General features: G+C 62.3%; 15 protein-coding genes. 7 read left to right on the forward strand and 8 right to left on the reverse strand.

Going from position 1 to position 21,896, the window contains the following annotated elements; all coding sequences use genetic code 11:
* Positions 1–18 precede the first annotated feature (18 nt).
* Positions 19–693 carry an alginate O-acetyltransferase AlgF gene (locus RQP54_RS04215; RefSeq protein WP_315676912.1) on the reverse strand — a complete coding sequence of 225 codons (675 nt, stop codon included), beginning with the start codon at positions 691–693 and terminating at the stop codon, positions 19–21.
* A gap of 9 nt (positions 694–702) precedes the next feature.
* Positions 703–2,355, reverse strand: coding sequence for a polysaccharide deacetylase family protein (locus tag RQP54_RS04220; RefSeq protein WP_315676913.1), 1,653 nt, complete (start codon positions 2,353–2,355; stop codon positions 703–705).
* 465 nt (positions 2,356–2,820) lie between these two features.
* Between RQP54_RS04220 and RQP54_RS04225 the strand changes: the two genes are divergently transcribed.
* Genes RQP54_RS04225 through RQP54_RS04245 form a run of 5 tightly spaced genes read left to right on the forward strand, consistent with a single transcriptional unit; the run spans position 2,821 to position 9,636 of the window.
* Positions 2,821–4,755, forward strand: a complete 1,935-nt coding sequence (locus RQP54_RS04225) for a BcsE family c-di-GMP-binding protein (RefSeq protein WP_315676914.1) — start codon at positions 2,821–2,823, stop codon at positions 4,753–4,755.
* A 4-nt stretch (positions 4,756–4,759) separates the two neighbouring features.
* Positions 4,760–6,181: a hypothetical protein gene (locus RQP54_RS04230; RefSeq protein WP_315676915.1), complete on the forward strand. Its 1,422-nt coding sequence runs from the start codon at positions 4,760–4,762 to the stop codon at positions 6,179–6,181.
* Positions 6,178–7,527: a glycosyltransferase gene (locus RQP54_RS04235; protein WP_315676916.1), complete on the forward strand. Its 1,350-nt coding sequence runs from the start codon at positions 6,178–6,180 to the stop codon at positions 7,525–7,527. Before RQP54_RS04230 ends, RQP54_RS04235 begins: the two co-directional genes overlap by 4 nt.
* A gap of 1 nt (position 7,528) precedes the next feature.
* Positions 7,529–7,747, forward strand: coding sequence for a hypothetical protein (locus RQP54_RS04240; RefSeq protein WP_315676917.1), 219 nt, complete (start codon positions 7,529–7,531; stop codon positions 7,745–7,747).
* Positions 7,744–9,636, forward strand: a complete 1,893-nt coding sequence (locus RQP54_RS04245) for a polysaccharide deacetylase family protein (protein ID WP_315676918.1) — start codon at positions 7,744–7,746, stop codon at positions 9,634–9,636. The genes RQP54_RS04240 and RQP54_RS04245 overlap by 4 nt, the downstream gene beginning before the upstream one ends.
* Before the next feature lie 142 nt (positions 9,637–9,778).
* Here RQP54_RS04245 and ssb read toward each other — a convergent pair whose 3' ends face one another.
* The gene (gene ssb, locus RQP54_RS04250; RefSeq protein WP_315676919.1) at positions 9,779–10,282 is read right to left on the reverse strand and encodes a single-stranded DNA-binding protein; all 504 of its coding nucleotides are present in this window, start codon (positions 10,280–10,282) and stop codon (positions 9,779–9,781) included.
* A 28-nt stretch (positions 10,283–10,310) separates the two neighbouring features.
* The gene (locus RQP54_RS04255; RefSeq protein ID WP_315677747.1) at positions 10,311–11,498 is read right to left on the reverse strand and encodes an MFS transporter; all 1,188 of its coding nucleotides are present in this window, start codon (positions 11,496–11,498) and stop codon (positions 10,311–10,313) included.
* 176 nt (positions 11,499–11,674) lie between these two features.
* On the opposite strand from RQP54_RS04255, the gene uvrA reads away from it, so the two are divergent.
* A complete protein-coding gene (gene uvrA, locus RQP54_RS04260) occupies positions 11,675–14,758 on the forward strand; it encodes an excinuclease ABC subunit UvrA (RefSeq protein ID WP_315676920.1) in 3,084 nt (1,027 codons plus the stop codon).
* Positions 14,759–14,783: 25 nt separating this feature from the next.
* Here uvrA and RQP54_RS04265 read toward each other — a convergent pair whose 3' ends face one another.
* Together RQP54_RS04265 and RQP54_RS04270 are read right to left on the reverse strand one after the other, a co-directional pair.
* Positions 14,784–16,295, reverse strand: coding sequence for a DUF1501 domain-containing protein (locus tag RQP54_RS04265; protein ID WP_315676921.1), 1,512 nt, complete (start codon positions 16,293–16,295; stop codon positions 14,784–14,786).
* A gap of 9 nt (positions 16,296–16,304) precedes the next feature.
* Positions 16,305–18,131 carry a DUF1800 domain-containing protein gene (locus tag RQP54_RS04270; RefSeq protein ID WP_315676922.1) on the reverse strand — a complete coding sequence of 609 codons (1,827 nt, stop codon included), beginning with the start codon at positions 18,129–18,131 and terminating at the stop codon, positions 16,305–16,307.
* A gap of 205 nt (positions 18,132–18,336) precedes the next feature.
* Here RQP54_RS04270 and RQP54_RS04275 point away from each other — a divergent pair, with 205 nt between their 5' ends.
* A complete protein-coding gene (locus RQP54_RS04275; protein ID WP_315676923.1) occupies positions 18,337–20,559 on the forward strand; it encodes a putative bifunctional diguanylate cyclase/phosphodiesterase in 2,223 nt (740 codons plus the stop codon).
* On the opposite strand, the gene RQP54_RS04280 is transcribed toward RQP54_RS04275, so the two are convergent.
* Both RQP54_RS04280 and RQP54_RS04285 read right to left on the reverse strand, forming a co-directional pair.
* On the reverse strand, positions 20,560–21,183 hold the full coding sequence (locus RQP54_RS04280) for a glutathione S-transferase family protein (RefSeq protein WP_315676924.1): 624 nt from the start codon (positions 21,181–21,183) through the stop codon (positions 20,560–20,562).
* The gene (locus tag RQP54_RS04285) at positions 21,180–21,893 is read right to left on the reverse strand and encodes a glutathione S-transferase family protein (protein WP_315676925.1); all 714 of its coding nucleotides are present in this window, start codon (positions 21,891–21,893) and stop codon (positions 21,180–21,182) included. Before RQP54_RS04285 ends, RQP54_RS04280 begins: the two co-directional genes overlap by 4 nt.
* Positions 21,894–21,896 lie beyond the last annotated feature (3 nt).

A 21,896-nucleotide genomic window follows, 5' to 3' on the forward strand; every position in this document is an offset into this window, starting at 1 on the left:
TACTCCATTAACTGGTTATTACTGACCGGTATAGCGTTCGACGCGTCCTTGGAAAACCTTCAGGCTCGGGCGCCCTTGCGCGTCCTCAAAAGCCATGACGCTGTAGGTGCCACCCTGTGCCATCTCCAACTTGACTTTGCCCTGCCCTTTGTCATTCTTTGCCATCAACTCCACCGCAATGGGATTGACCTGGATGGAAGAAGAGCTTCCGGCAGCAAGGCCAGTAAACACCTTGTTGGCACCGTCGGCAGTTGCAATGTCCAGACTTCCATTCGTGCCAAGGTTATAAGTTGTCAAAGTAGCCTTGAGCTTGTTGGTATTCCCCTTGTCTTCAAAGACGGTCGTACGGGCGTCACCCTTGGCGGCAGAAAAGACCAAGGTGAGGGACTTCCCTTTCTGAACCTCAAGCACCTTCGATGCGGCGACCTGACTCTTGCCAGTCACCTGCAAAGCAACTGTGTGCCCACCACCCGGCAATACCATGTAGTCGCTGACCTCCTGTCCGGGCAGTGCGCGGAAACGAACCGCACCATCTACGGCAACGTCCATGGCGGGGCTTTTGGCGGATACCACCACCCGAACATAGGCTGAATCTGCCGGCGGCTCCGGATCGTACAAACGCCCGTTCCCTTGTGCCCACACCCATGGCAAAGCGCCAATCACCACGATCCCAAGGAGGATTCGCTTGAACATCTTTCACTCCTAGTTCTTTGCCGGTCCAGAAGGACCGTCGAAATACAGGTACCAGCAATACTCCCCCGGAACAAGGCCGTCCAGAACCACGCCACTTCGCCAGGCATCGACCTTCACAACCGGCGGGGTCGGGTCATCCAGGTCTGCAGCCTCAAGCCTGAGCCTGGAAGCCATGGATGGCAAGTTCAGCCACGCAACCGTCCGCTCTCGCACGGGAACGCCACCTTGAACGGAAACCACCAGGATGGGTGCCTTGGCATTGGGCTCCAAGCGCACTGCCACACGTGCCCGGTCGCGCCACCATTGGGCAATTTCTCCTGCGCTGGTCATCCACATCTTGCCCTTACGCTGCGCCAGATGCCCAAACAACAACTCGCGATGGGGTTCAGACAGAATGGTCTGTGTCGGAATTCGGATTACGGACAAACCGCCCATGGACTCAGACAACGCGAACTCCGACAGGAAGTTTTGCATTCCCTCGTCTGGATCCCCCTCTTCAGTCGCCTCTTCCGGACCAGGCTGCGTGCGCGGCAACACGACCGTTGCCTTGTTCACATCCGTGGTGCCCTTCGCGAAAAAGGGGAGTCTGGAATCAGTTGCATCCATGAAAGAAAGATAGTGCCCGATACCCCGCTCCAACAACAATTCCTCCGTCACCTTGTCGTACGAGTCCATGGGAGCCACGAACCCGCCCCCATCCGTCAATTTGATTCCCGCATCATCAAGCCCTTTCTGCATGGCGTCCATGCGTTTGGCCTGTGTCGCCCGGCTTTGGTCCTTGAATCCGTCAAATTTGTCACCAAAATAAGCAATTTCATGGCCTCGCTTCTGAATGCGCTTGATGACTGGCGCGGCCTTAGCCAAGCTGTCGGAAAGAACGTAATAGGTTGCCTTGGCTCCAGCGGTTTCCAGTCGCTTGGCGAATTCGAAATCCACCTCCGCCACATCTTCGCCGCCCTCCACCGCAATGAGTGCGGCGCTGGCATGGGGATGGGGCCATGCGGCCAGGTAGGCATCCGGTTGCCTGAACAACCAGGCCAAAGCGTTGTGGGCCAGGGCCTCGAGCATTTTGGGGTCTCCAGACAGCCATACCTGCTCGGGATACCCAAATGTCACGCTGCGCGAAAAACTCCCATTGCCCTGCTTTTCCTCATCAAAGACGATCGCGCCGGTCTTCTTTTCAATGGAGAAGGTGCGGGACCAGTCCATGATGTGCGCCGCATAGTTCTTTGCGACCAAGCGCAGTGGCAACATGTCCTTGACACGCTCAATCCAGACACGTGTTCCCGCAGGAATGGCATGGGTCACAGGGTTGTCCCCATGGACGATCAAGAAATTGTCGTCTTCCCCATCTTCCGTATTGCCTGCTACACGCACTCCGAGCACTTTCTCCATGAACTCGAAGCCGCGCCAATCGCCAGAATCGTTGCGCACACCTGTCAACCAAGTAGACAGGACAGAAGCTCCCCGCTCTCGTGCCGAACGGATGGCCGCCATCTCGCGATCAGAGAGCGCCACATTCGAAGGGAGCAACAGCACTGCATTGGCAGGCGTCTGCTCGAGCAGATCAACCGACGTAATTCGCACATAGGGAATTCGGTACTTGCGCAAGAACCCTTCCCATACTGCAGAGCGGGAACTGCCTTCCAAGCCGGCTTTCATGAAGTACGACTGGCTGGTCAGCGAAACATACAACCACACTGCGGGACCCGTCGGTAGAACAGGGCCCTCGATTTTCTTCGCAGAGGCAACAGGCCTCGCAGCTGCCGCAGCAGTGGCCGCTGCGATGGCATTCGCGCGGGCCTCTACCGCCGCTTTGGATTCTTCCTGCGACCTCTTCTGGATGGCCGCTGCAGGAACCACCGCCACTGCAGGCGCCTTGCTGGTGCCCCCTGCGGAACCAGCGGTTGGTGCTACCGAACTCTTCGAACTAGAGCACGCAACCAGCACCAGCACGAAACCCAGTTGACCCAGCCACCGCGATATTCGACCCAACGCCATCCAATACCTTCCCGAATATGGCTTATTCGTGCCAAATGTCTCAAACCGTAGACAATATGCACCCAGCCAAAGATGTCCCAGAAGCACAGCAGGTACTATTCATGCTGCTCAAAGTAGCATTAGATTATGAATGATTCCGTCAACTCCACGGTCCTGATGCCCAATATCCGCATTGGCATTCCAGGTCTGCCCAACTTGACCAATAACATGGTCCAAGGGGGGCTTTACGTGTTGATTGCGGAAACTGCGTCGGCCCGTTTTCCGCTTTTTGCCTCCAGCCTGGGCGGCGCCCTCAAGGATGGACGCCGTTGCTCTGCGATAGTGCCAGGACACCCTGAGCATTTCATCCAACGCCTGGAGACCTTGGGAGACCTGAAGTCCCAGGGATTACTTGCGACGGGACAATTCCAGCTCTTCTGTATGCAAGAAGAGTTTTCCAAGAAAATGTTTCGGTTCGGTGCAGAACGATTTGTCTCCGAACTGGAGCAAATGGAAATCCCAGAAAACAGCTATCTGGTATTTGACCAGGCAGACGACCTGATCAGCCTGCACGATGTTTCGTTGGCGATCGAGCAGATCGACATCATCAGCAAATGGTTGGATCAGCACAAGGTCACTGCACTGCTGGCGTTCCTGCGGGTATCCGAAGCACATTCTTCGACCATCAATGCGCTCATGGACTACCTCACCGGTATCGCGCGCATAGGCGGTGAGGAATCCGGTCTGCGGTTGGGGTTTGACTACTGGCAGTCGCCCGATGGCACCGTTGCCGCCAGAAATTACCAGCTGACCACACTGGACAACAACTGCTATGAGGCCACGCTCCGGCACAACCAGAGTGAGGCCACCTCCACGGGAGACTCTGTAAGCCCCGAACTGGATGTCCCGCCAGAGGAACCCTTGCCGAGTTATTTCTATATGGATGCAGACCTGGGAAGCCTTTCTTCCCAAGTGCCGGGAAACTGGCAACGGGTGGATACCTTGGTTGGCATGATGCACGCGACTCGGAACAAGCGTCGTGCCATCGCCATTTTCTGCTATCGACAGGACACCAACCTTCGCCAACTGGCGGAAGCCATCCACACGCTGCGCATCAATCTGGGGAAATACGCGCAGATCATCGTTCAGGAAAAGAACGCCTCGCTGCGCTACCAGAATGAGGCCTTGCTGCTGCGCCTCGGTGTGAACCTGGTGGTACATCGCGACGTACAGCCGGCACGCATGCCACTGATGCTCAGTTCCGTGGCAGGGCAAATATTCAGCAGAGACGTTGACATCAATTTCGAAGCCGCCATGGCCAGTGTCACTTCCGCCGCGCTGCGCGGCTACCAGACGCCTGCGCGGTTTGCCAGGGAAGTCGAGACGCTGCAGGAGCGGGCATCCACTCTGAACATCCCGTATGCGCTGATCGTTGCAAAACCACAGCCCGGCATTGAAATGGTGCAGATCCTCAACCAGATCAAGCTTTCGCGACCGGGCGACCTCAGTACGGCAGACAGCGATTCGTGCTACCTGTTCTTCAATGCATGTCAACAGAGCGTGATTCTGACCACCCTGGAGCGTCTGCTGGGCGGGCCAATAGACACCGCATTTTCAGAAGTGCGCTTTCAGGTTTCAAAAGACGAAATTACCCACGAGTTGGCCGCACTGCTCCACAACGCAGACATTGGTCTTGCGGTGGATTACACATCTGCCATCGTGGCTTCCGCACCGCCGCCGCCCAAGATGCCTGCGGGTGACAACGAGGTGCCGCCGCCTGCAGTCGCCGTCACAACCCCGCTGCCCGAATCGACCACGCCTTTCCATGCGCCCTACCCGGCGTCGATCGCATCCCCCCGCCCGGCGATAGCCTTTCCCACGACAGTACCCACTGCACCTCCGCCCGACCCCATCGAGTCCGGACTTGCCGAAACTCCCGCATCTTTGTATGCACAGAGCTCTCAGCAGCCCGCAGTGTTCGGCAAACGCGATGCCCCGCGTGCCACGAGAAGCGCGAGCAAGCCTCGGCATGACCGCTCCCTCGACGACCCCGCATATGCACTCGAGCGCAAGAATGGTTGAATCAATGGCTTCTACAACCAAGCGAAAGCCCGCACTTCACACGCTCAGGCGCCCCCTTTCGGCGCTGCTATCTGCCGCCTTCCTGGTTGGCACAGCGTGGGCCGCGACCAGCGACGAAGAAATTCAACTCACCCAACTCGGCACGTCGAACTCGGGGGAGTTTTTTCTCACGCCCTTCAGGTACATCGCCCCCAAGCCAAGCGCTGCAACCAGCGCCGAAAACACGGCAGAGACCCAGAAGCGCCCAACGAATCAACAGCGCATCGTCGATCTGAGCAACGCTGGCGCCTATGCCGATGCCGGACAAGAGGGACTCGCTTTGCTGGCTGCGGAAAAGCCCGACGATGGTTTGCAGTTGATCATCGCCAACAGCCTGGCATGGTCGGGGCGTCTCAAGGATGCGACCACCGTCTACCAGCGCATTACCGAAGAGCCATTGGTAGATGATGCATTGGTCGGCGTGGCGAACATTCAGCGCTGGAGAGGCCGCGACGAAGTCGCAGCGCCGATTTATCGCGGAGTTCTGGCCAAGAACCCGGACCACATCGACGCAAAGAACGGACTGGAATTGGCGGAGCGGGAACTTGCGCCGCGCACTACCATCGCCTATGGCACCTCGGCCGACTCCTCTGAAGTTCGGAGTCGAAACCTGGCGGTGACCCACCGGTGGCGCGATGACAGCGGTTTCCGCATCTTTGAGATAGAGGGGGCAGCGATCGACGAAACAGTTCCTGCCGCCGAAGCGCCGCTACGGGAAGTCACGGTCCGATACCAGGACGTTGGTGTAGCGCTTCGGCCCACCCTGGAGTTGACATCGCCGACCAATACCCAGAACGGCATTTTTGGAAATTTGCGCCTTGAACTTGAAGACGATTTAGGCCAGATCGACATCGGTCGAGTCAATTGGGGCAAATACACCGGCAATGCCAATTCATTGCTCGCACGCGATACGGCCACCCACGTAGGATTGCTGCTCAAGCACCCCTACGCCATCGGAGACTTGGCATTCAAGACCGACTACTTCAACATTTCCGACGAGAACACGATCTTCACGACGGACACACGGCTGACTTCGGTGATCCGTCCGTTCGGAAACAACGTGAAGCCTTATTTGGGTGTTGAAACCCGACAGGCAAAATTCACCAGCCCCAACTACTGGTCGCCCAGTGAAGGCGCAGGGACGCTGTATGGAGGCCTTGCGGGCGAGTGGCCTTGGGAAAACTGGAGCACTTATGCCGGCGTTCAGGTCGGCCTTGGGCTGTACGGTGATGCGGGAACCAGCTGGATGCTGTCCGGAGGCGCCAAATACTGGATCACCAGCAACTACGCCCTGAGCTTCAACTTGTGGGGAATGACGAGCACGCGGGCCAGCTCGGAATACCGCGCCCACACTGCCAATGTCGTGCTGGAAAAAATTTGGCGGTGAACAAGGTCCACCGCTACGCCGCGGCGATTGCCGCCATCACAGCCGTATTCGGGCTGATTGCCTTTCTGTACGACTCTGTGCGTGATGCACAGGGTTCGTTCAGTGTGCTCTTCGAGCACTATCTTCTGGCATCGATTTCGGTCTACCTGCTGTTCTTTCTCGGTCTGCTGATCTTTCGCTATGCCGTGATGATCCTGTATTCGTTCATGGATCACCTCGAAGGTCTGATACGAAAGCCGGAGCCCCCCAAGAACCGCTATCGGGAAGAGCTGTCACTGCCCATGGTCACCCTGGTGGTTCCAGCCTACAACGAAGGGCTGGTCATCGAGGCAGCCATCAAGTCCCTGCTGGTGCTGGATTATCCAAACTACGAAATCATCGTGGTAGACGATGGATCGTCCGACGACACCTACGAAAAGGCGCTCAAGGTTGCGCGCGCCAGCAAGAAAGTGCCCGTGCGCGTCATCACCAAACGCAACGGGGGCAAGGCGGAAGCACTCAATACAGGAATGACTGCGGCTGCTGGTGAATTCGTCCTGAACATGGATGGTGACTCCAAGCTGTCGCGCAATACGCTGCGGGCCTGTGTGCGCCACTTCGAGAATCCCCGCATCGGTGCAGTGGCCGGCAACGTAAAGGTCATCAACCGCGAGAACATCTGGACCAACATTCAGGCCCTCGAATATGTCGAAGGGCTGGCCATGGCACGCAAGGCACAGAGCTTCATGCGTGTGGTCAACATCATCCCCGGCCCCCTGGGCATGTTCCGCAAGAGCGTGCTGCAGCAGGTAGGAGGATACGACCACGACACTTTCGCCGAAGACTGCGACCTCACGCTCAAGATCCTGATGCGAGGCTGGCACATTGCCTATGAGCCCAGTGCGATCGCCTGGGTGGAAACCCCCAGCAAGTTGCTCGACCTGCTAAAGCAGCGCTATCGCTGGACCCGAGGAATCCTGCAGGCCACCAAGAAGCACAGCCACGCGCTGTTCCAGCCGCGCAAGATGGGGATCAACTTCTACATCCTGTGGTACATGCTGTTCGAAGGGATCATGTGGCCGTTCTCGACCGTCATGGGCAACATATTCTTTGTCTATGTGGGATTGACCTACGGCCTGGCAACACTGCTTTTCTACTGGTGGCTGCAACTCACCATTCTCGACGTGGTGGCTGCTGCGTACTGCGTGGTCATCGAGGAGGAGGAGCCTTCACTGATCCTCTATGCGGTCATGTTTCGACTCTTCTACATTAACATCATTGACATCTCCAAGGTGCTGGCCACGCTGGAGGAATGGCGCGGAACGGCCATGACCTGGGGCAAGCTCGATCGGGAAGGAAAGCTCTGACATGGATTTAGTATCGATTCTCGCGACGGTGATTCTGGTCACCACCATCGGCACCATGGTGATCGGCATTGGCGCCTACTTTGCGTTCAAACTGCGCGACAAGCGCAAGCCTTCGAAAAAGAAGACCGATGAGACGCTGGACAGCACCGGCCCCCAGAAGCCGATTTTTCTGAAGCGCTATGAGCCGACCTCGAGCGCAAGCAACTCCAACGCTCCATGACCGCCACCCTCGTCCTTGACGCCATGGAACGCTCACCTCGTCGCTCTGACAATCGGCAGAAGAAACCGTTCTACAAGCGGTTCGGCACCTACATCCACTTGTTCATCGTGGTGGGCATCGCCGCACCAACCATGATCTATATGGAGGTCATGAAGAACCTTGGTTGGCGCATGCCAGCCATTGGCGCCAACGGTGCACTGGTCTTTTCCTCGTCCGGCAGCAACAACGTCACCTTGTACGCATCGACGACCAGCCGTGGGTACTTCAATGGAATCGGCGCGAACTACGACTTGCTGCTGACACCCTGGCGTGACTACTTCGGTAACCGCAAGACCAAGTTCCGCGAGATATCCGACGCGGCGCAGATCCGAAAAGTGGAAGACGGCATCCTGGTGCTTCCGTCCGCCGTTGCACTGAGCGCCGAAGAACGCACCGAAATACTCGCGTTCCGGGCACGCGGTGGAGCCGTGCTGGCTTCCTGGGCGACAGGAACACGCAGTGCCAAAGGCGAATGGGAAGGATGGCAGTTCATCGAGAATTTCGGCGCAAAGGTGCTCGGAGAAGTACCCGCCGAGTCCGAGGCCAACCATCTGATCCTCAATGCGGAGTCCCCCATCTCCCATTCCGTTCTCGCGGGCCAGCGTGTTTTCATGTCGAAGACCTCGGAGAGCCTGTTACGCCTGCGGGGCGACAACTCCGGCGGACGCTTCACCAACTGGGCACGCATCATCGAAGAAAATCGCCGCGGCGATGCCGGCGTGGTATTCCAGGAAACCACCCCGGAGACCGGCCGAACCGTGGTTTTCGGATTTGCGGAATCGGCCTGGGCCAACCACCCACTCGCGATCTACCCTTTCCTGGACGATGCCATCCGCTGGCTGCAACGCGAGCCAACGGCGATTCGGGCGGCCTGGCCCCATGGCAAGCAGGCCGCCAACGTCATCGAAATGGACACCGAGGACAAATTCAACAACGCGTTGAACTTCGAATCGATGATGCAGGCGGTCGACTATCCGACGTCGTTCTATGTACTGACTTCGGTGGCCAAACAGTTTCCAGACACGGTCACGCGCCTTGCACGGGAAGCTGAAATCGGTTTCCACGGAGACATCCACGTGGGCTTCAAGGACCAGCCTGTTGCACAGCAAGAGCAACGCATGCAGACGATGCGAAGGGAACTGTCGGGTGTGATGCCTGACATTTCCAAGGTGAGCGGATTCCGTGCCCCCACGGAGGGATACGATGCCACCACAGAAAAGCTGCTTTTCGCAATGGGGCTGCGGCACCACGTTGCGGACCCGAACCGTTCCGAAGGCCGATGGCCGCTCTTTGCCAAGGTCGAAGGATCGACCCCCGACAACGACCTGGTGGTGTTGCCGCGAACCCAGCGCGACGACATCAACCTCTATTGGGAAAAGCTGGGTGTCGAACAGACCACCCAGGCCCTGATCGATGATGCGGAACTGGCGCTGGAAAACGCCGGGTTGGGGCTACTGAGCGTACACACACAGAATTTCGATACCAGCAGCGTGCTGTACAAAGCGCTGCCGGCCTACCTGGTGCACCTGAAGCAAAAGCGCAACGTCATGTGGCTGGCGTCTGCAGGCAAGGTGGCCGACTGGTGGCGTGACCGCGAGCGCTTCCTGGTCCGCAGCAGTTTCACGGGAAAACGCCTCGACGTCGATGTGACGGTGATCGGAAAGACACCCGTCAACGGAGGAACCATCCTGATCATGTTGCCCCAGAAGGACACCTTGCCGACGGTGCAAAACACCAAGACCAGCGGCCTGAAACCCACGGTGTCCCGCATTGACAGCTACCGCGCTGCGATGGTCTTCCCCAGCCTGCCCCCGGGCAACTACAGCTACCAGGTGACATTCGCGCAGTGATGTTTCGGTAGCTGGGAGCCCGTTCTATTGCGGGGACCACCGCATGCAACGCTAGCCTGCAGCCCATGAAAAAGGCCTGCCTCCAACTGGAGACAGGCCTGCTACCAACAAAAACCCACCACAGTGGGATTTAAAAGGGCAATCAGAACGGGATGTCGTCGTCCATGTCGTCAAAGCCACTCGGCGCACGCGGCGCCGGGGCCTGGCGCACGGCCTGGGGTGCAGCGGCCCGCGGTGCAGGCGCTGCGGCACGTGGGGCGTAGCCGCCGCCCGAGCCATAACCCTCGTCACCACCCGACGGCTCACCCATGCCTTCGCGCGAACCCAGCATCTGCATCTCATTGGCAATGATGTCGGTGGCGTACTTCTCGATGCCGTCCTTGTCGGTGTACTTGCGGGTCTTCAGGCGGCCTTCGACGTACACGGAGCGGCCTTTCTTCAGGTACTGGCCGGCAATCTCGGCCAGCTTGCCGAAGAAGCTCACGCGGTGCCATTCGGTCTCTTCCACCATCTCGCCGCTCTTGTTCTTGTACTTGCTGCTGGTGGCGATGGTGATGTTGGCGACCGGCTCGCCGCTGGGCATGTAGCGGATTTCGGGGTCACGCCCCAGGTTGCCTACCAGAATGACTTTGTTGACGGATGCCATGGTGTGAATTCTCCAGAAGAAGCGGCAATTATGGGGCCTTTGCCGCATGCGCCAAGGGCGGTTGGCGCATGGGCCAGGCAATGACCAGCCAAACCAGCATGGCCATGGCAGCCACGGCAAACAGGCCCTGGGCACCATGGTTCTTGGTGAGCCAGCCCCCGGCCATGCCACCAACGAAGAAGCCCAAGGACTGCAGGGTGTTGTAGACGCCCATGGCGGTACCGCGCACAGAAGCCGGGGCCAGGCGCGACACCATGCTGGGCTGGCTCGCTTCCAGCACATTGAAGCCACAGAAGAACACGAACAGCAGCCAGGCCAGCGGCAGCAGCCCGGGCTGGCCTTGGGCAACCACCCACAATCCCAGTTGCACCGTGCCGATCAAGCCGATGGCGACCAGGAACACGGCGCGCAGATAGCCGGCGCGCTCCAGCCGAAAGAGGCTCATGCCCATCACGACAAAGGAGCCCAGCACCGCAGGCAGGTAGACCTTCCAGTGGCTGTCCTTGTCCAATCCGGCCTGGACCAGCATGGCGGGCAAGGCGACCCACATGGCCAACTGCACCGCGTGCAAAAGAAACACCCCGGCGTTCAGGCGCATCAGCGCCGCATCCGCCAGTACATCGCGCAAACCGCCTCGACCGGCATCGACATGCTTGGCCGGCTCCGGCGGCACCCACCAGAGCACCACGGCAATGCCCCCCGTGGCCAGCAGCGCCGTCAAGGCAAACAGGCCATGCAAGCCCAGCCAGGCGTTCAGCAGCGGTGACAGCACCAGCGAGAGCGCAAACATGAGCCCGATGCTGGCCCCCACCAGCGCCATGGCCTTGGTGCGGACCACGTCGCGGGTCTGGTCGGCCAGCAAGGCTGTCACTGCCGCGGAAATGGCACCGGCGCCTTGCAGCGCGCGACCGCACGCCAACCAGGCCACAGAAGGCGCCAGTGCGGCCAGCAGGCTGCCGAGGGCGAAGATGACCAGGCCAATCACCATGACGCGCTTGCGCCCGAAGCGATCCGACGCCATGCCGAAAGGAATCTGCAGGCAGCCCTGGGTCAGCCCGTACACACCCATGGCCAGCCCCACCCAGACCGGGTCGTCCCCGCCGGGCAGGCGGCGTGCTTCCAGCGCAAACACCGGCAGCACCAGAAACAGGCCGAGCATGCGCAGGGCAAAGATCAGGGCCAGCGAGGCACTGGCACGGCGCTCGGTCGGCGTCATGGATGCGGAAGCGCTCGCCTGGAAATCGTTCTGCAAGGAAGAGGTGGTGGACACGGGGGCGGAGGGTATCGGCAAAGGGGCTATTGTCCCCCATCGGCACGGCGACGCTGCAGGGTCTGGCGTGCTTTGGGTGACTGTCACTATCATGGTGGGTTTTCCCAACGCCGCCACCGCCCATGCCCGCCGCTCCCGAACACGAAGGCCCCTACCTGGGGCAGCACCTGCGATCGAACATCAGCATCCGCGGGGCGCGCACGCACAACCTCAAGAACATCGACCTCGATATTCCGCGCAACCAGCTGGTGGTGATCACCGGCCTGTCGGGTTCGGGCAAATCCAGCCTGGCCTTTGACACGCTGTACGCCGAAGGTCAGCGCCGCTACGTGGAAAGCCTGTCCACCTACGCGCGCCAATTCCTGCAGATGATGGACAAGCCCGATGTGGACGTGATCGAAGGCCTGTCGCCCGCCATCTCCATCGAGCAGAAGGCCTCCAGCCACAACCCGCGCTCCACCGTGGGCACAGTGACCGAAATCCACGACTACCTGCGCCTACTGTTTGCCCGCGCCGGCACGCCCTACTGCCCCGACCACGGCCTGCCTCTGCAGAGCCAGACCGTGAGCCAGATGGTGGACGCCGTGCTGGCCCTGCCCGAGGGCACCCGCATCATGGTGCTGGCCCCGGTGGCGCGGGAAAAGAAAGGCGAGTTCACCGAGCTGTTTGCCGACATGCAGTCCCGCGGTTTCGTGCGTTTCCGACTCAACGGCCAGGTGGTGGAGGCGCAAGACCTGCCCGCGCTCAAGAAGACCGAGAAGCACGACGTGGACGTGGTGGTGGACCGGCTCAAGGTGCGCCATGCTCCGGCAGACGAGCAGTCCGCCGAATTCGCTGACTTCAAGGCCATGCGCCAGCGCCTGGCGGAGAGCTTCGAGGCGGCACTCGACATCGCCGGTGGTCGCGCCATCTGCTATGACATGGATAGCGCCTCACGCAATGCAGATGCGGGCCAGGAGCCAAAAGAACACCTATTCAACGCCAAGTTCGCCTGCCCGGTGTGCAACTACTCGATTGCCGAGCTGGAGCCGCGATTGTTTTCCTTCAACTCGCCCATCGGGGCCTGCCCGGGCTGCGACGGCCTGGGCCAGCAGGACTTCTTCGACCCGCAGCGCGTGGTGGCCTTCCCCTCCCTGAGCCTGGCCAGCGGCGCCATCAAGGGCTGGGATAGGCGCAACGGCTACTACTTCGCCCTACTGCAGAGCCTGGCTGCGCACTACCGCTTCGACATCGAGGCCGCATTCGAATCGCTGCCAGCACCGGTGCAGCAGGCCATCCTGTACGGCTCGGGCGAGGAGGACATTGCCTTCACCTACGTGCTCGACAGCGGCGCCAACGCGGGCAAGAAGGTCAAGAAGAAACACCCCTTCGAGGGTGTCATCCCCAACATGCAGCGGCGCTACCGCGAGACCGACTCGGCCCTGGTGCGCGAAGACCTGGCCCGCCTGCGCGCCACCCAGCCGTGTCCGGACTGCCAGGGCTCGCGCCTGCGACGCGAGGCGCGGCATGTGCGCATCGGCGAAGGCCCGCAGGCGCGGGCGATCTTCGAGGTCAGCCACGTGACGCTGGGCGAATGCCTGGACTATTTCTCGCAGCTGCAGATGACCGGGGCCAAGGGCGACATCGCCGCCAAGGTGGTGCGCGAGATCAGCCTGCGCCTCAAGTTCCTCAATGACGTGGGCCTGAACTACCTGAGCCTGGACCGCAGCGCCGAGACCCTTTCCGGCGGCGAGAGCCAGCGCATCCGCCTGGCCAGCCAGATCGGCTCCGGGCTCACCGGCGTGATGTACGTGCTGGACGAGCCTTCCATCGGACTGCACCAGCGCGACAACGACCGCCTGATCGGCACCCTGCAGCACCTGCGCGACCTGGGCAACAGCGTGCTGGTGGTGGAACACGACGAGGACATGATGCGTGCCGCCGACCACATCATCGACCTCGGCCCCGGTGCCGGGGTGCACGGCGGACGCGTCACGGCGCAGGGCACGTTCGACGAGGTCAAGGCCAATCCCGACTCCCCCACCGGCCAATACCTGGCGGGCACCCGCCACATTGCCGTGCCGAAAAAGCGCACACCCTGGCTGCCGGTGCTCGAATCTGCTCCCGAGGCACCCCGCAAGAGCGGTTCCGGCAAGGGCGCGCCGAGCAAGGCGGCCCAGGCCTGGGAGGAACGCCAGGCCGAGCACCGAGCCACGCAGGGTAGCCTGCAGGCACTGCGCGTGGTCGGCGCCCACGGCCACAACCTGAAGAACGTCAGCGTCGAGTTCCCCGTGGGCCTGTTCACCTGCGTCACCGGCGTTTCCGGCTCGGGCAAGTCCACGCTGGTGAACGACACGCTCTATGCCGCCGTGGCGCGCCAGCTCTACCGCGCCCACGAGGAACCGGCACCGCACCAGGCGATCGAAGGCATGGCCTACTTCGACAAGGTCATCAACGTGGACCAGAGCCCGATCGGGCGCACGCCGCGCTCCAACCCGGCTACCTACACCGGCCTGTTCACCCCCATCCGCGAGCTCATGGCCGAGGTGCCCACGGCGCGCGAGCGCGGCTACGGAGCGGGGCGCTTTTCCTTCAACGTGGCCGGGGGCCGCTGCGAGGCCTGCCAGGGCGACGGCGTGGTGAAGGTGGAAATGCATTTCCTGCCCGACGTGTACGTGCCCTGCGACGTGTGCCAGGGCCAGCGCTACAACCGCGAGACGCTGGAAGTGCAGTACAAGGGCCGGAACATCGCCCAGATCCTGGAGATGACGGTGGACGTGGCGCTGGACTTCTTCCAGGCCGTGCCCGCCATTGCCCGCAAGCTGCAGACGCTGATGGATGTGGGACTGAGCTACATACGCCTGGGCCAGTCGGCCACCACGCTCTCGGGCGGCGAAGCCCAGCGCGTGAAGCTGGCGCTGGAACTCAGCAAGCGCGACACCGGCCGCACCCTCTACATCCTGGACGAGCCCACCACCGGGCTGCACTTTGCCGACATCGAGCTGCTGCTCAAGGTGCTGCACCGGCTGCGCGACGAGGGCAACACCATCGTCGTCATCGAGCACAACCTCGATGTCATCAAGACCGCGGACTGGCTCATCGACATGGGGCCCGAAGGCGGCGGTGGCGGGGGCACCGTCGTAGGTGTGGGCACGCCGGAGGACCTGGCCGCCAACCCGGCCAGTCACACCGGTCGCTACCTGCGCAAGTCGCTATCGATTCAGTAGCTGCCTACGCAATATCCATGAGGGATCAGGGCAGAAAACCGAGGTAACGAGGGTAGTTCAGCGTGCCTCCAGCCCAGGCCAGGTCGAAACCACCGGTGGCCGGGTAGTTCGCGATGTTGGGCACCACAGTGGCCATTTCGCTGTCGTCCACACCGAACCAGCGTGCCAGCGTGGCCGCGTACTGGTCGACCGAGGTGGTGGGCAGCAGGCGGCCCTGCCCCACGTGCCACTGGTCGGCATAGGCAGAAGTGCTGCCCACGCTCACCGGCGGTGGCGTGCCGTAGAAGCGCTGGCCGTTCACGGCACCACCCACGATGAAGTGGTGCCCACCCCAGCCGTGGTCCGAGCCGTCGCCGTTGGACGCCAGCGTGCGCCCGAAGTCGGACCCCGTGAAGGCCGTCACCTGGTTCGCCACGCCCATCTCCACGGTGGCGTTGTAGAAGGCCGTCATGGCACTACTCATCTTGTCCAGCAGGCCCGGGTGCTGGCTGATGAGGTTGTCGTGTAGGTCAAAGCCACCCAGCGACACCAGGAACACCTGCCGCTTGGCTCCCAGTTCATTGCGCCCCCGGATCAGGCGCGCCACCATCTTGAGCTGGTCGGCCAGGCTGTTGCTGGTCGGGAATACGGTGGTGAAGCCCGTCGCCGTAGGCGCATTGAGCGCTGTGCTCACCAGCGATTCGGCCGTGAGGGCGCGGTCGGTCACGATGGCATGGTCGCGCTCCAGGCGGTGGGTGCGGGTGGTGTCGCGCACCAGGGCGTTGAGGGCACTCGCCACGGCGGCCGATCCATACACGGTGGCATTGGTGGCGGGCTGGATCTTGATGGCACCGCTGGTGCTGACCTGGTACTGCAGGGCGGTATCGCCCGACAGCAGCACGGCATTGCCCGTGACCGACATGCAGGTGAACAGCGACTGGGTATTGACGGTGCTCGAATGCCCCAGCACCCGGTCGCCGATGCGCCCACCCCAACCCACCTTGGAGCCCTCGGCGCTCGACGATTGCCAGACCGACTGCTGGTCATTGTGGGAAAACAGCTGGGGTGGACGCGGGTACAGCGCCACATTCGAGCTTTGGTACTGCGCCTTGGTCAGCGGCTTGACCAGCGGCCCCACGTTGAGCAGCACGGCCGCCTTGCCGGTGTTGAACAGGTTGGCCACGCCCGTCATCGACGGGTGCAGCGCATATTGCCGGTTCACCCCCAGCAGGTCCTGCGGTGTGGCCAGCGGGTTCAGCGTGGTGGCCGCGAGCGCGCTCTGGGCAATGGCGATGCCGGCCGTGCCGCCGCGGATCGTGCTGTACTGGTTGTAGCTGGGCGTATCCAGGGTGATGACCGTGTTGGCGTAGTCATTGCCGCCATACAGGAACACGCAGACCAGGGCCTTGTAGTCCGACACCGCGGCACCGCCATTGAAGGCTGCAGCCTCCCCCAGGGCACCGAGTTTCATGAGCCAGGGCAGGGCGGCACCGGCGGCGCCGCGGCGCAGGAAGCTGCGGCGGTCCATCCGGTCCAGGTCGTGGGGTGGGTGTGCCATGCCTGCGTCCTATTTCTGTACCAGGTATTCTGGGCAGGCCATCACCAGCAGCACGGCCGCACAGACGCGGTTGCGCAGGTTGGTGGCCGTGGTGGCACTGGAGGCCACGGTACCGGCCATGGACGCCACCGTGTTGGTGATGGTGGTGACCGTAGTGGCCGACAACTGCCCCGCGCACAGCAGCAGGTTGAGCCGGGCCACCAGGCTGGACGGGGAGGTGGCCAGTGCGATCTCCGCCGTGTACGCAGCCTTGATGTCGCCGCTGTTGAGGCCGCTGCTGATGACGTTCATCATGGTGTTGAGGTAGCCGCCGACGCTGCTCTCATTGACGATCTGGAACTCGGGTGCCACCTTGCCGGTACTCAGCGTGGTGGCAGGCGGCACATAGCCGGGCCGGAAGAAATTGAACACCGAGGGCGAGCGCAGGGGACTCTGCCCCAGCGAGCTGCCGGGGTTGCTCAGGTCGCCGATCTTCCAGGTGCCACTGGCCGAGGCGACGCCGAAGGTCCGCACCCACTGCACCAGGCGCACCATGGGCTCGCGCAGCTTGCCGTACTCGGGGTCGGTCAGCCCTGCGCTGCCACGGGCTTCGTCATCGAGCAATATGGCCGCATACACCTGTGCCAGATCGCCGCGCACGCCGCTGCCGTTGTTCGCGAACTTGGCCGCGACACGCCCCACATAGGCGGCGCTGGGGTTGCTGGTGACCAGACGCTGGATCAGCTGCTTGCAGAGGAAAGGCGCGGTGTTGGCGTGGTTGAACAGCGTGTCCAGTGCCGTGCGCAGCGCCGTAGCGGGGTCGGTGTTGGCTGGGATGGTGGTGCCCAGGAAGTTGACCGCCAGCGTCGAGTGGTTGGCCGCGCTGCTGTTGGTGGTGTTGGTCGTGAGCTTGAGCGGCAGGCGCACATAGTCGGTGCTGGGGATGGTGCGGGTGCCACCGCCAGTCTGCGCCACCACCGTGGGTGCGTTCTTTGTCTGGTCGATGTCGTAGCCCGTGAACACGCGCGCCAGGTTGCTCACATCGTCGGCGGTGTAGGTCTCCTGCACCGTACCCCCCAGCAGGGTGCCGTCGGCATTGAGCTTCTGCAGACCCACGGTGAACAGCTGCATCACTTCCCGGGCATAGTTCTCGTCGGGCTGGCGGCCACTGGCGGCGTCTTCCTTGCGGTTGCCCTTGGTGTTGAGGTAGTAGCCCATGGCCACGTTGAGCGTGATGTCCTGCAGCAGGTCGCGGTAGTTGCCGAAGGCGTGGGTACACAGGGTGTCCCAGTACTTGGCGATGGCATGGCTGCGCCAGGTGATGTCGATCCCCGACAGCGAGACCACCACGATTTCCGACAAGGCCAGCGCCATGCGCTTGCGCGCCGCGTCGGGCGAGGCCATGAGCTGGGCCCAGGCCATGCGGTCGCCCGGTGTGGCGCTGTCGTACCAGTTGTTGCTGTCGATCGCGCCGTAGCCCTGGGCATTGAGCCAATCCCAGCCCATCACCCCCGAACTCGTGGCAACCTGGCGCTCGATCCAGGCCGCCGGGCCGATCTGGCGCGCCTGGGCAATCTCGCTTTCGGTGCAGGAAAACTGTGCCTGCTGCAGGAAGCGCGCCGCCTGGGCGTCGCTGCTGAAGTTCAGTTGGGTGTAGGCTGTGGTGTCGATGCTGATGCTGCGCCCCGCGATGACGGGGGTGCTGGCATCAGCACCGCTTCCCCCGCCCCCACCGCCACAGGCACTCAGCAGGGCCGAACCGGCCACCGCCAGCAGCGCGGCGGGCGCAGCCAAGGGCGCCGCGTCGTCCCGCAGGGGTGCCTCGGGCAAGGTGTCGGGGATGGAATCGGAATGCACGCAGATCAGGGATAGTGAACGGTCGGCGGCATGCTAGGCCGGATGCAAGCGGGGCTCCAGCGGTTTTGCAAACTGTTACCTCACCGGCAGCCTTCGGCGGCCTAGGAAATCATGGTCGAGCATGGCGTTTTCCGGCCCCGCGCGGTAGCATGGCACGGTGCCGATTCCGCACGGGAATTCCCTGCGCTTTTCACGAACCGCCTTCATGATCCGCCCATCGCCTGCAGTCCCCATTGCCGCCCCCGATGCCTACCAGGAGCAAATGGCGCGCGAACAGCAGGTCATCCTCGACACGGCCGGGGTCGGAATCGTTTTCATCCGCCGACGCCGCCTCAAGCGCTGCAACCAACGCTTCGCGGAGATATTCGGCCACCCCACCGTGAGCGCGGCACTGCAACGCAGCAATGCATCGCTGTACCCCAATGACGAAGCGTTCCATGCCCTGGGGCGAGCAGCCTACCCGGTCATGGCCCAGGGCCTGCCCTTCAAGACCGAAATGCAGATGCGCCACGCCGACGGGCACCTGTTCTGGGCCCATCTCACGGGGAAACTGATCAACCCGCAGGACACCGCCGAAGGCTCGATCTGGATCGTGGACGACATCAGCGAGCAGAAAGAGGCTGCAACCCGCATGCAGTCCTTGCTGCAGCAGCAGAAACTGATCTTCGACAATGCACTGGTCTCGATCCTGTTCATGCAGAACCGGCGTGTGGTCCGCTGCAACCGCGCCTTCGAAGCCATGTTGGGCTATGGTCCCGGAGAGCTCGACGGGGCGCCTTCGCGCACCTGGTACCTGAGCGACCAGGACTGGGAGGAAGCTACCGTGCGTTGCTATGCCCCGCTGCAGCGGGGCGAGGTCTTCCACGAAGAGATGCGCCTGCGCCGCAAGGACGGCTCAGCCATGTACTGCGATGTGCAGGCCCAGGCGCTCGATCCGACCGACCTCTCCAAGGGGACCATCTGGAACGGCATCGACGTGACCGAACGACGCCTTGCCCAAGAGCAGTTGGCTGAGGCGCGGGCCAACCTGGAGCAGCTGGTGCAGCGGCGTACGGACGAGCTTCGTCGCACAGTACAGGAGCTGGAACACACCATAGCCCAACGGCGCGAGGCAGAGGCCCACATCCAGCATCTTGCCCACTTCGATGCCCTCACCGGACTGCCCAACCGCTTGTTGCTCGACGACCGCTGCCGCACCGCCATCGCCGCAGCCCACCGTGCAGGATCCAGTGTGGCCCTGATGTTTCTGGACCTGGACCACTTCAAGACCATCAATGACTCACTGGGCCACCGCGTGGGCGATGCCGTGCTGGTGGAGCTGGCGCACCGACTGCGCCAGGCGGTGCGCGAACAGGACACGGTGTCACGGCTCGGGGGCGACGAATTCGTGCTGCTGCTGCCGGACACCGAGGCCGAAGGCGCCGCCAATGTCGCCGCCAAGATATTGCAGACCGCTCTGGAACCCTTTCTGCTCGACGGGCATGAGCTCACGGTCACGCCATCCATAGGCATTGCGCTCTACCCCCAGGACGGCGGCAACCTCGAAGACCTGTCGCGCTGCGCGGATGCAGCGATGTACCTGGCCAAGGAGGAAGGCCGCAACAGCTTCCGCTTCTTCACTGCCAGCGTGCAGGCCCGCTCCGAGCGCAACCTGCTGCTGGGCAACGCACTGCGCCGCGCACTGGAGCGCGAACAGCTTTCGCTGGTCTACCAGCCGCAATTGAACCTGGCGACGGGGCGACTCATTGGCGTGGAAGCGCTGGTGCGTTGGAACCATCCCGAACTGGGTCCGATCTCCCCGGCCGAGTTCATACCCGTGGCCGAGAGCAACGGCCTGATCCTGCCCATCGGCGAATGGGTATTGCGGGCGGCTGCGCGCCAGGCCGCCGAGTGGCTGCAGCAGGGCTGGTCACCCTGGCGCGTCAGCATCAACGTGTCCGCGGTTCAGTTCCGCCACGGCAACCTGCCGACATTGGTGCGGGAAGTGCTGGCAACGGAAAACATCCCCCCCCACGTGCTGGAGCTGGAGCTGACCGAGGGGGTGGCCCTGTACAACTCCCAACAGGTCAGCGCCACCATGGAACAACTGGCCGATTTGGGCATTCCCATGGCCATGGATGATTTCGGCACCGGTTACTCGTCACTGAGCTACCTCAAGCGCTACAAGGTCTCCAAGCTCAAGATCGACCAGTCCTTCGTGCGGGACATCGTCCACGACCCGGACGACCGCGCCATCGTCCAGGCCATCATCCGCATGGCCCACAGCCTGGGCTTGAGCACCATTGCCGAAGGGGTGGAAACGCAGGAGCAGATCGACTTCCTGCACTCGCAAGGGTGCAACCAGATTCAGGGATACTGGCTGAGCAAACCGCTGGACGCCCGCGCACTCGGTGCCTGGATGCGGCAGCGCGGCCAGTTCTTGCGCTAGCTAAACGGCCTGGGCGCTGGGCCGTTCGGCCACCCTGTCACGCCACCCCTGCAGGGCCAGCAGGCCATGATCGCGCGGCACCAGCTTGAGCAGACCGCGCGCGAATTCCAGCGCACAGAACGCGGTGATGTCGGCGATGGTGAAGCGATCCCCTGCAATCCAGGGCTGCCGCTGCAACTGCTGGTCGAACCAGCGCGCAACCTCCACCCCCTTCTCGCCCTGCGAGCGGCCGAAATCGGGGAACTGGGGCTGCTCCAGCACCGCCAAGCCCGGATGGGTATGGCGTATCGCCATGGCCAGCGGCACCATCAGGTACCACTCGACGCGGCGGTCAGCCATTTCGATGAAGGCCCGCTCGGTGGCATCCACCCCCATCAGATTCGGTTCGGGGTACAGGCCTTCGAGGTAGGTACAGATGGCCCGGGTTTCGGTCAGCACGCGGCCGTCATCAAGTTCGAGGGCCGGCACCTTGGCCATCGGGCTCTTGTCGCGGAAGTCGGCCGATCGGTGCTGCCCCTGGTTCAGGTCCACGTTCTCCACCGCGATGCCGTTGATCCCCTTTTCCGCCAGGAACATCAGCACGCGGCGCGGGTTCGGCGCGCGGTAGGCGCTGTAGAGCTTCACGCCTTGCCCCCCTGGTTGGACTGACCCATCTCGACCATCTTGCGTGCCTCCTGGGCAAACTTTTCCGCGGCTTCCGATCCATCGCGGCGCAGTTCCAGGTTGGAGGGCGGTGCCTGTAGGCCACGCTCAACCGCCGGGCGCTGCCGAATCTGGTCCAGCCAGCGCTGCAGATGCGGCAGGTCGTCCACAGGCACACCCGACCATCGGTGCGTGCGTACCCAGGCAAAGTTGGCAATGTCGGCAATCGAGTAGTCACCCGCCAGGTATTCGTGGTTCGCCAGATGGGTGTCCAGCACCCGGAAGAGGCGCTTGCTCTCCCCCTGGTAGCGGTCGATGGCGGGCTGGATCTTTTCCGGAAAGTAGCGGTAGAACACATTGGCCTGCCCCATCATGGGCCCGATGCCGCCCATCTGGAACATCAGCCACTGGATGACGCGGGTACGGCCCACCACATCGGTCGGCATCAGTCGCCCGGTCTTCTCGGCCAGATAGATCAGGATGGCTCCGGACTCGAAGACCGCAAGGTCTCCCGCGTCACGGTCCACGATGGCCGGAATGCGGCCATTGGGGTTGATGGCCAGGAACCAGGGCTCCTTCTGCTCCTGGGCGGACAGGTTCAGCACGCGCAGGGTGTAAGGCAAGGCCAGTTCTTCCAGGGCAATGGAAATCTTGTGGCCGTTGGGTGTGGCGGCGGTGTAGAGGTCGATCATGGT

Source organism: Curvibacter sp. APW13, from assembly GCF_032337135.1.
In the GTDB taxonomy this organism is placed as follows: domain Bacteria; phylum Pseudomonadota; class Gammaproteobacteria; order Burkholderiales; family Burkholderiaceae_C; genus Allorhodoferax.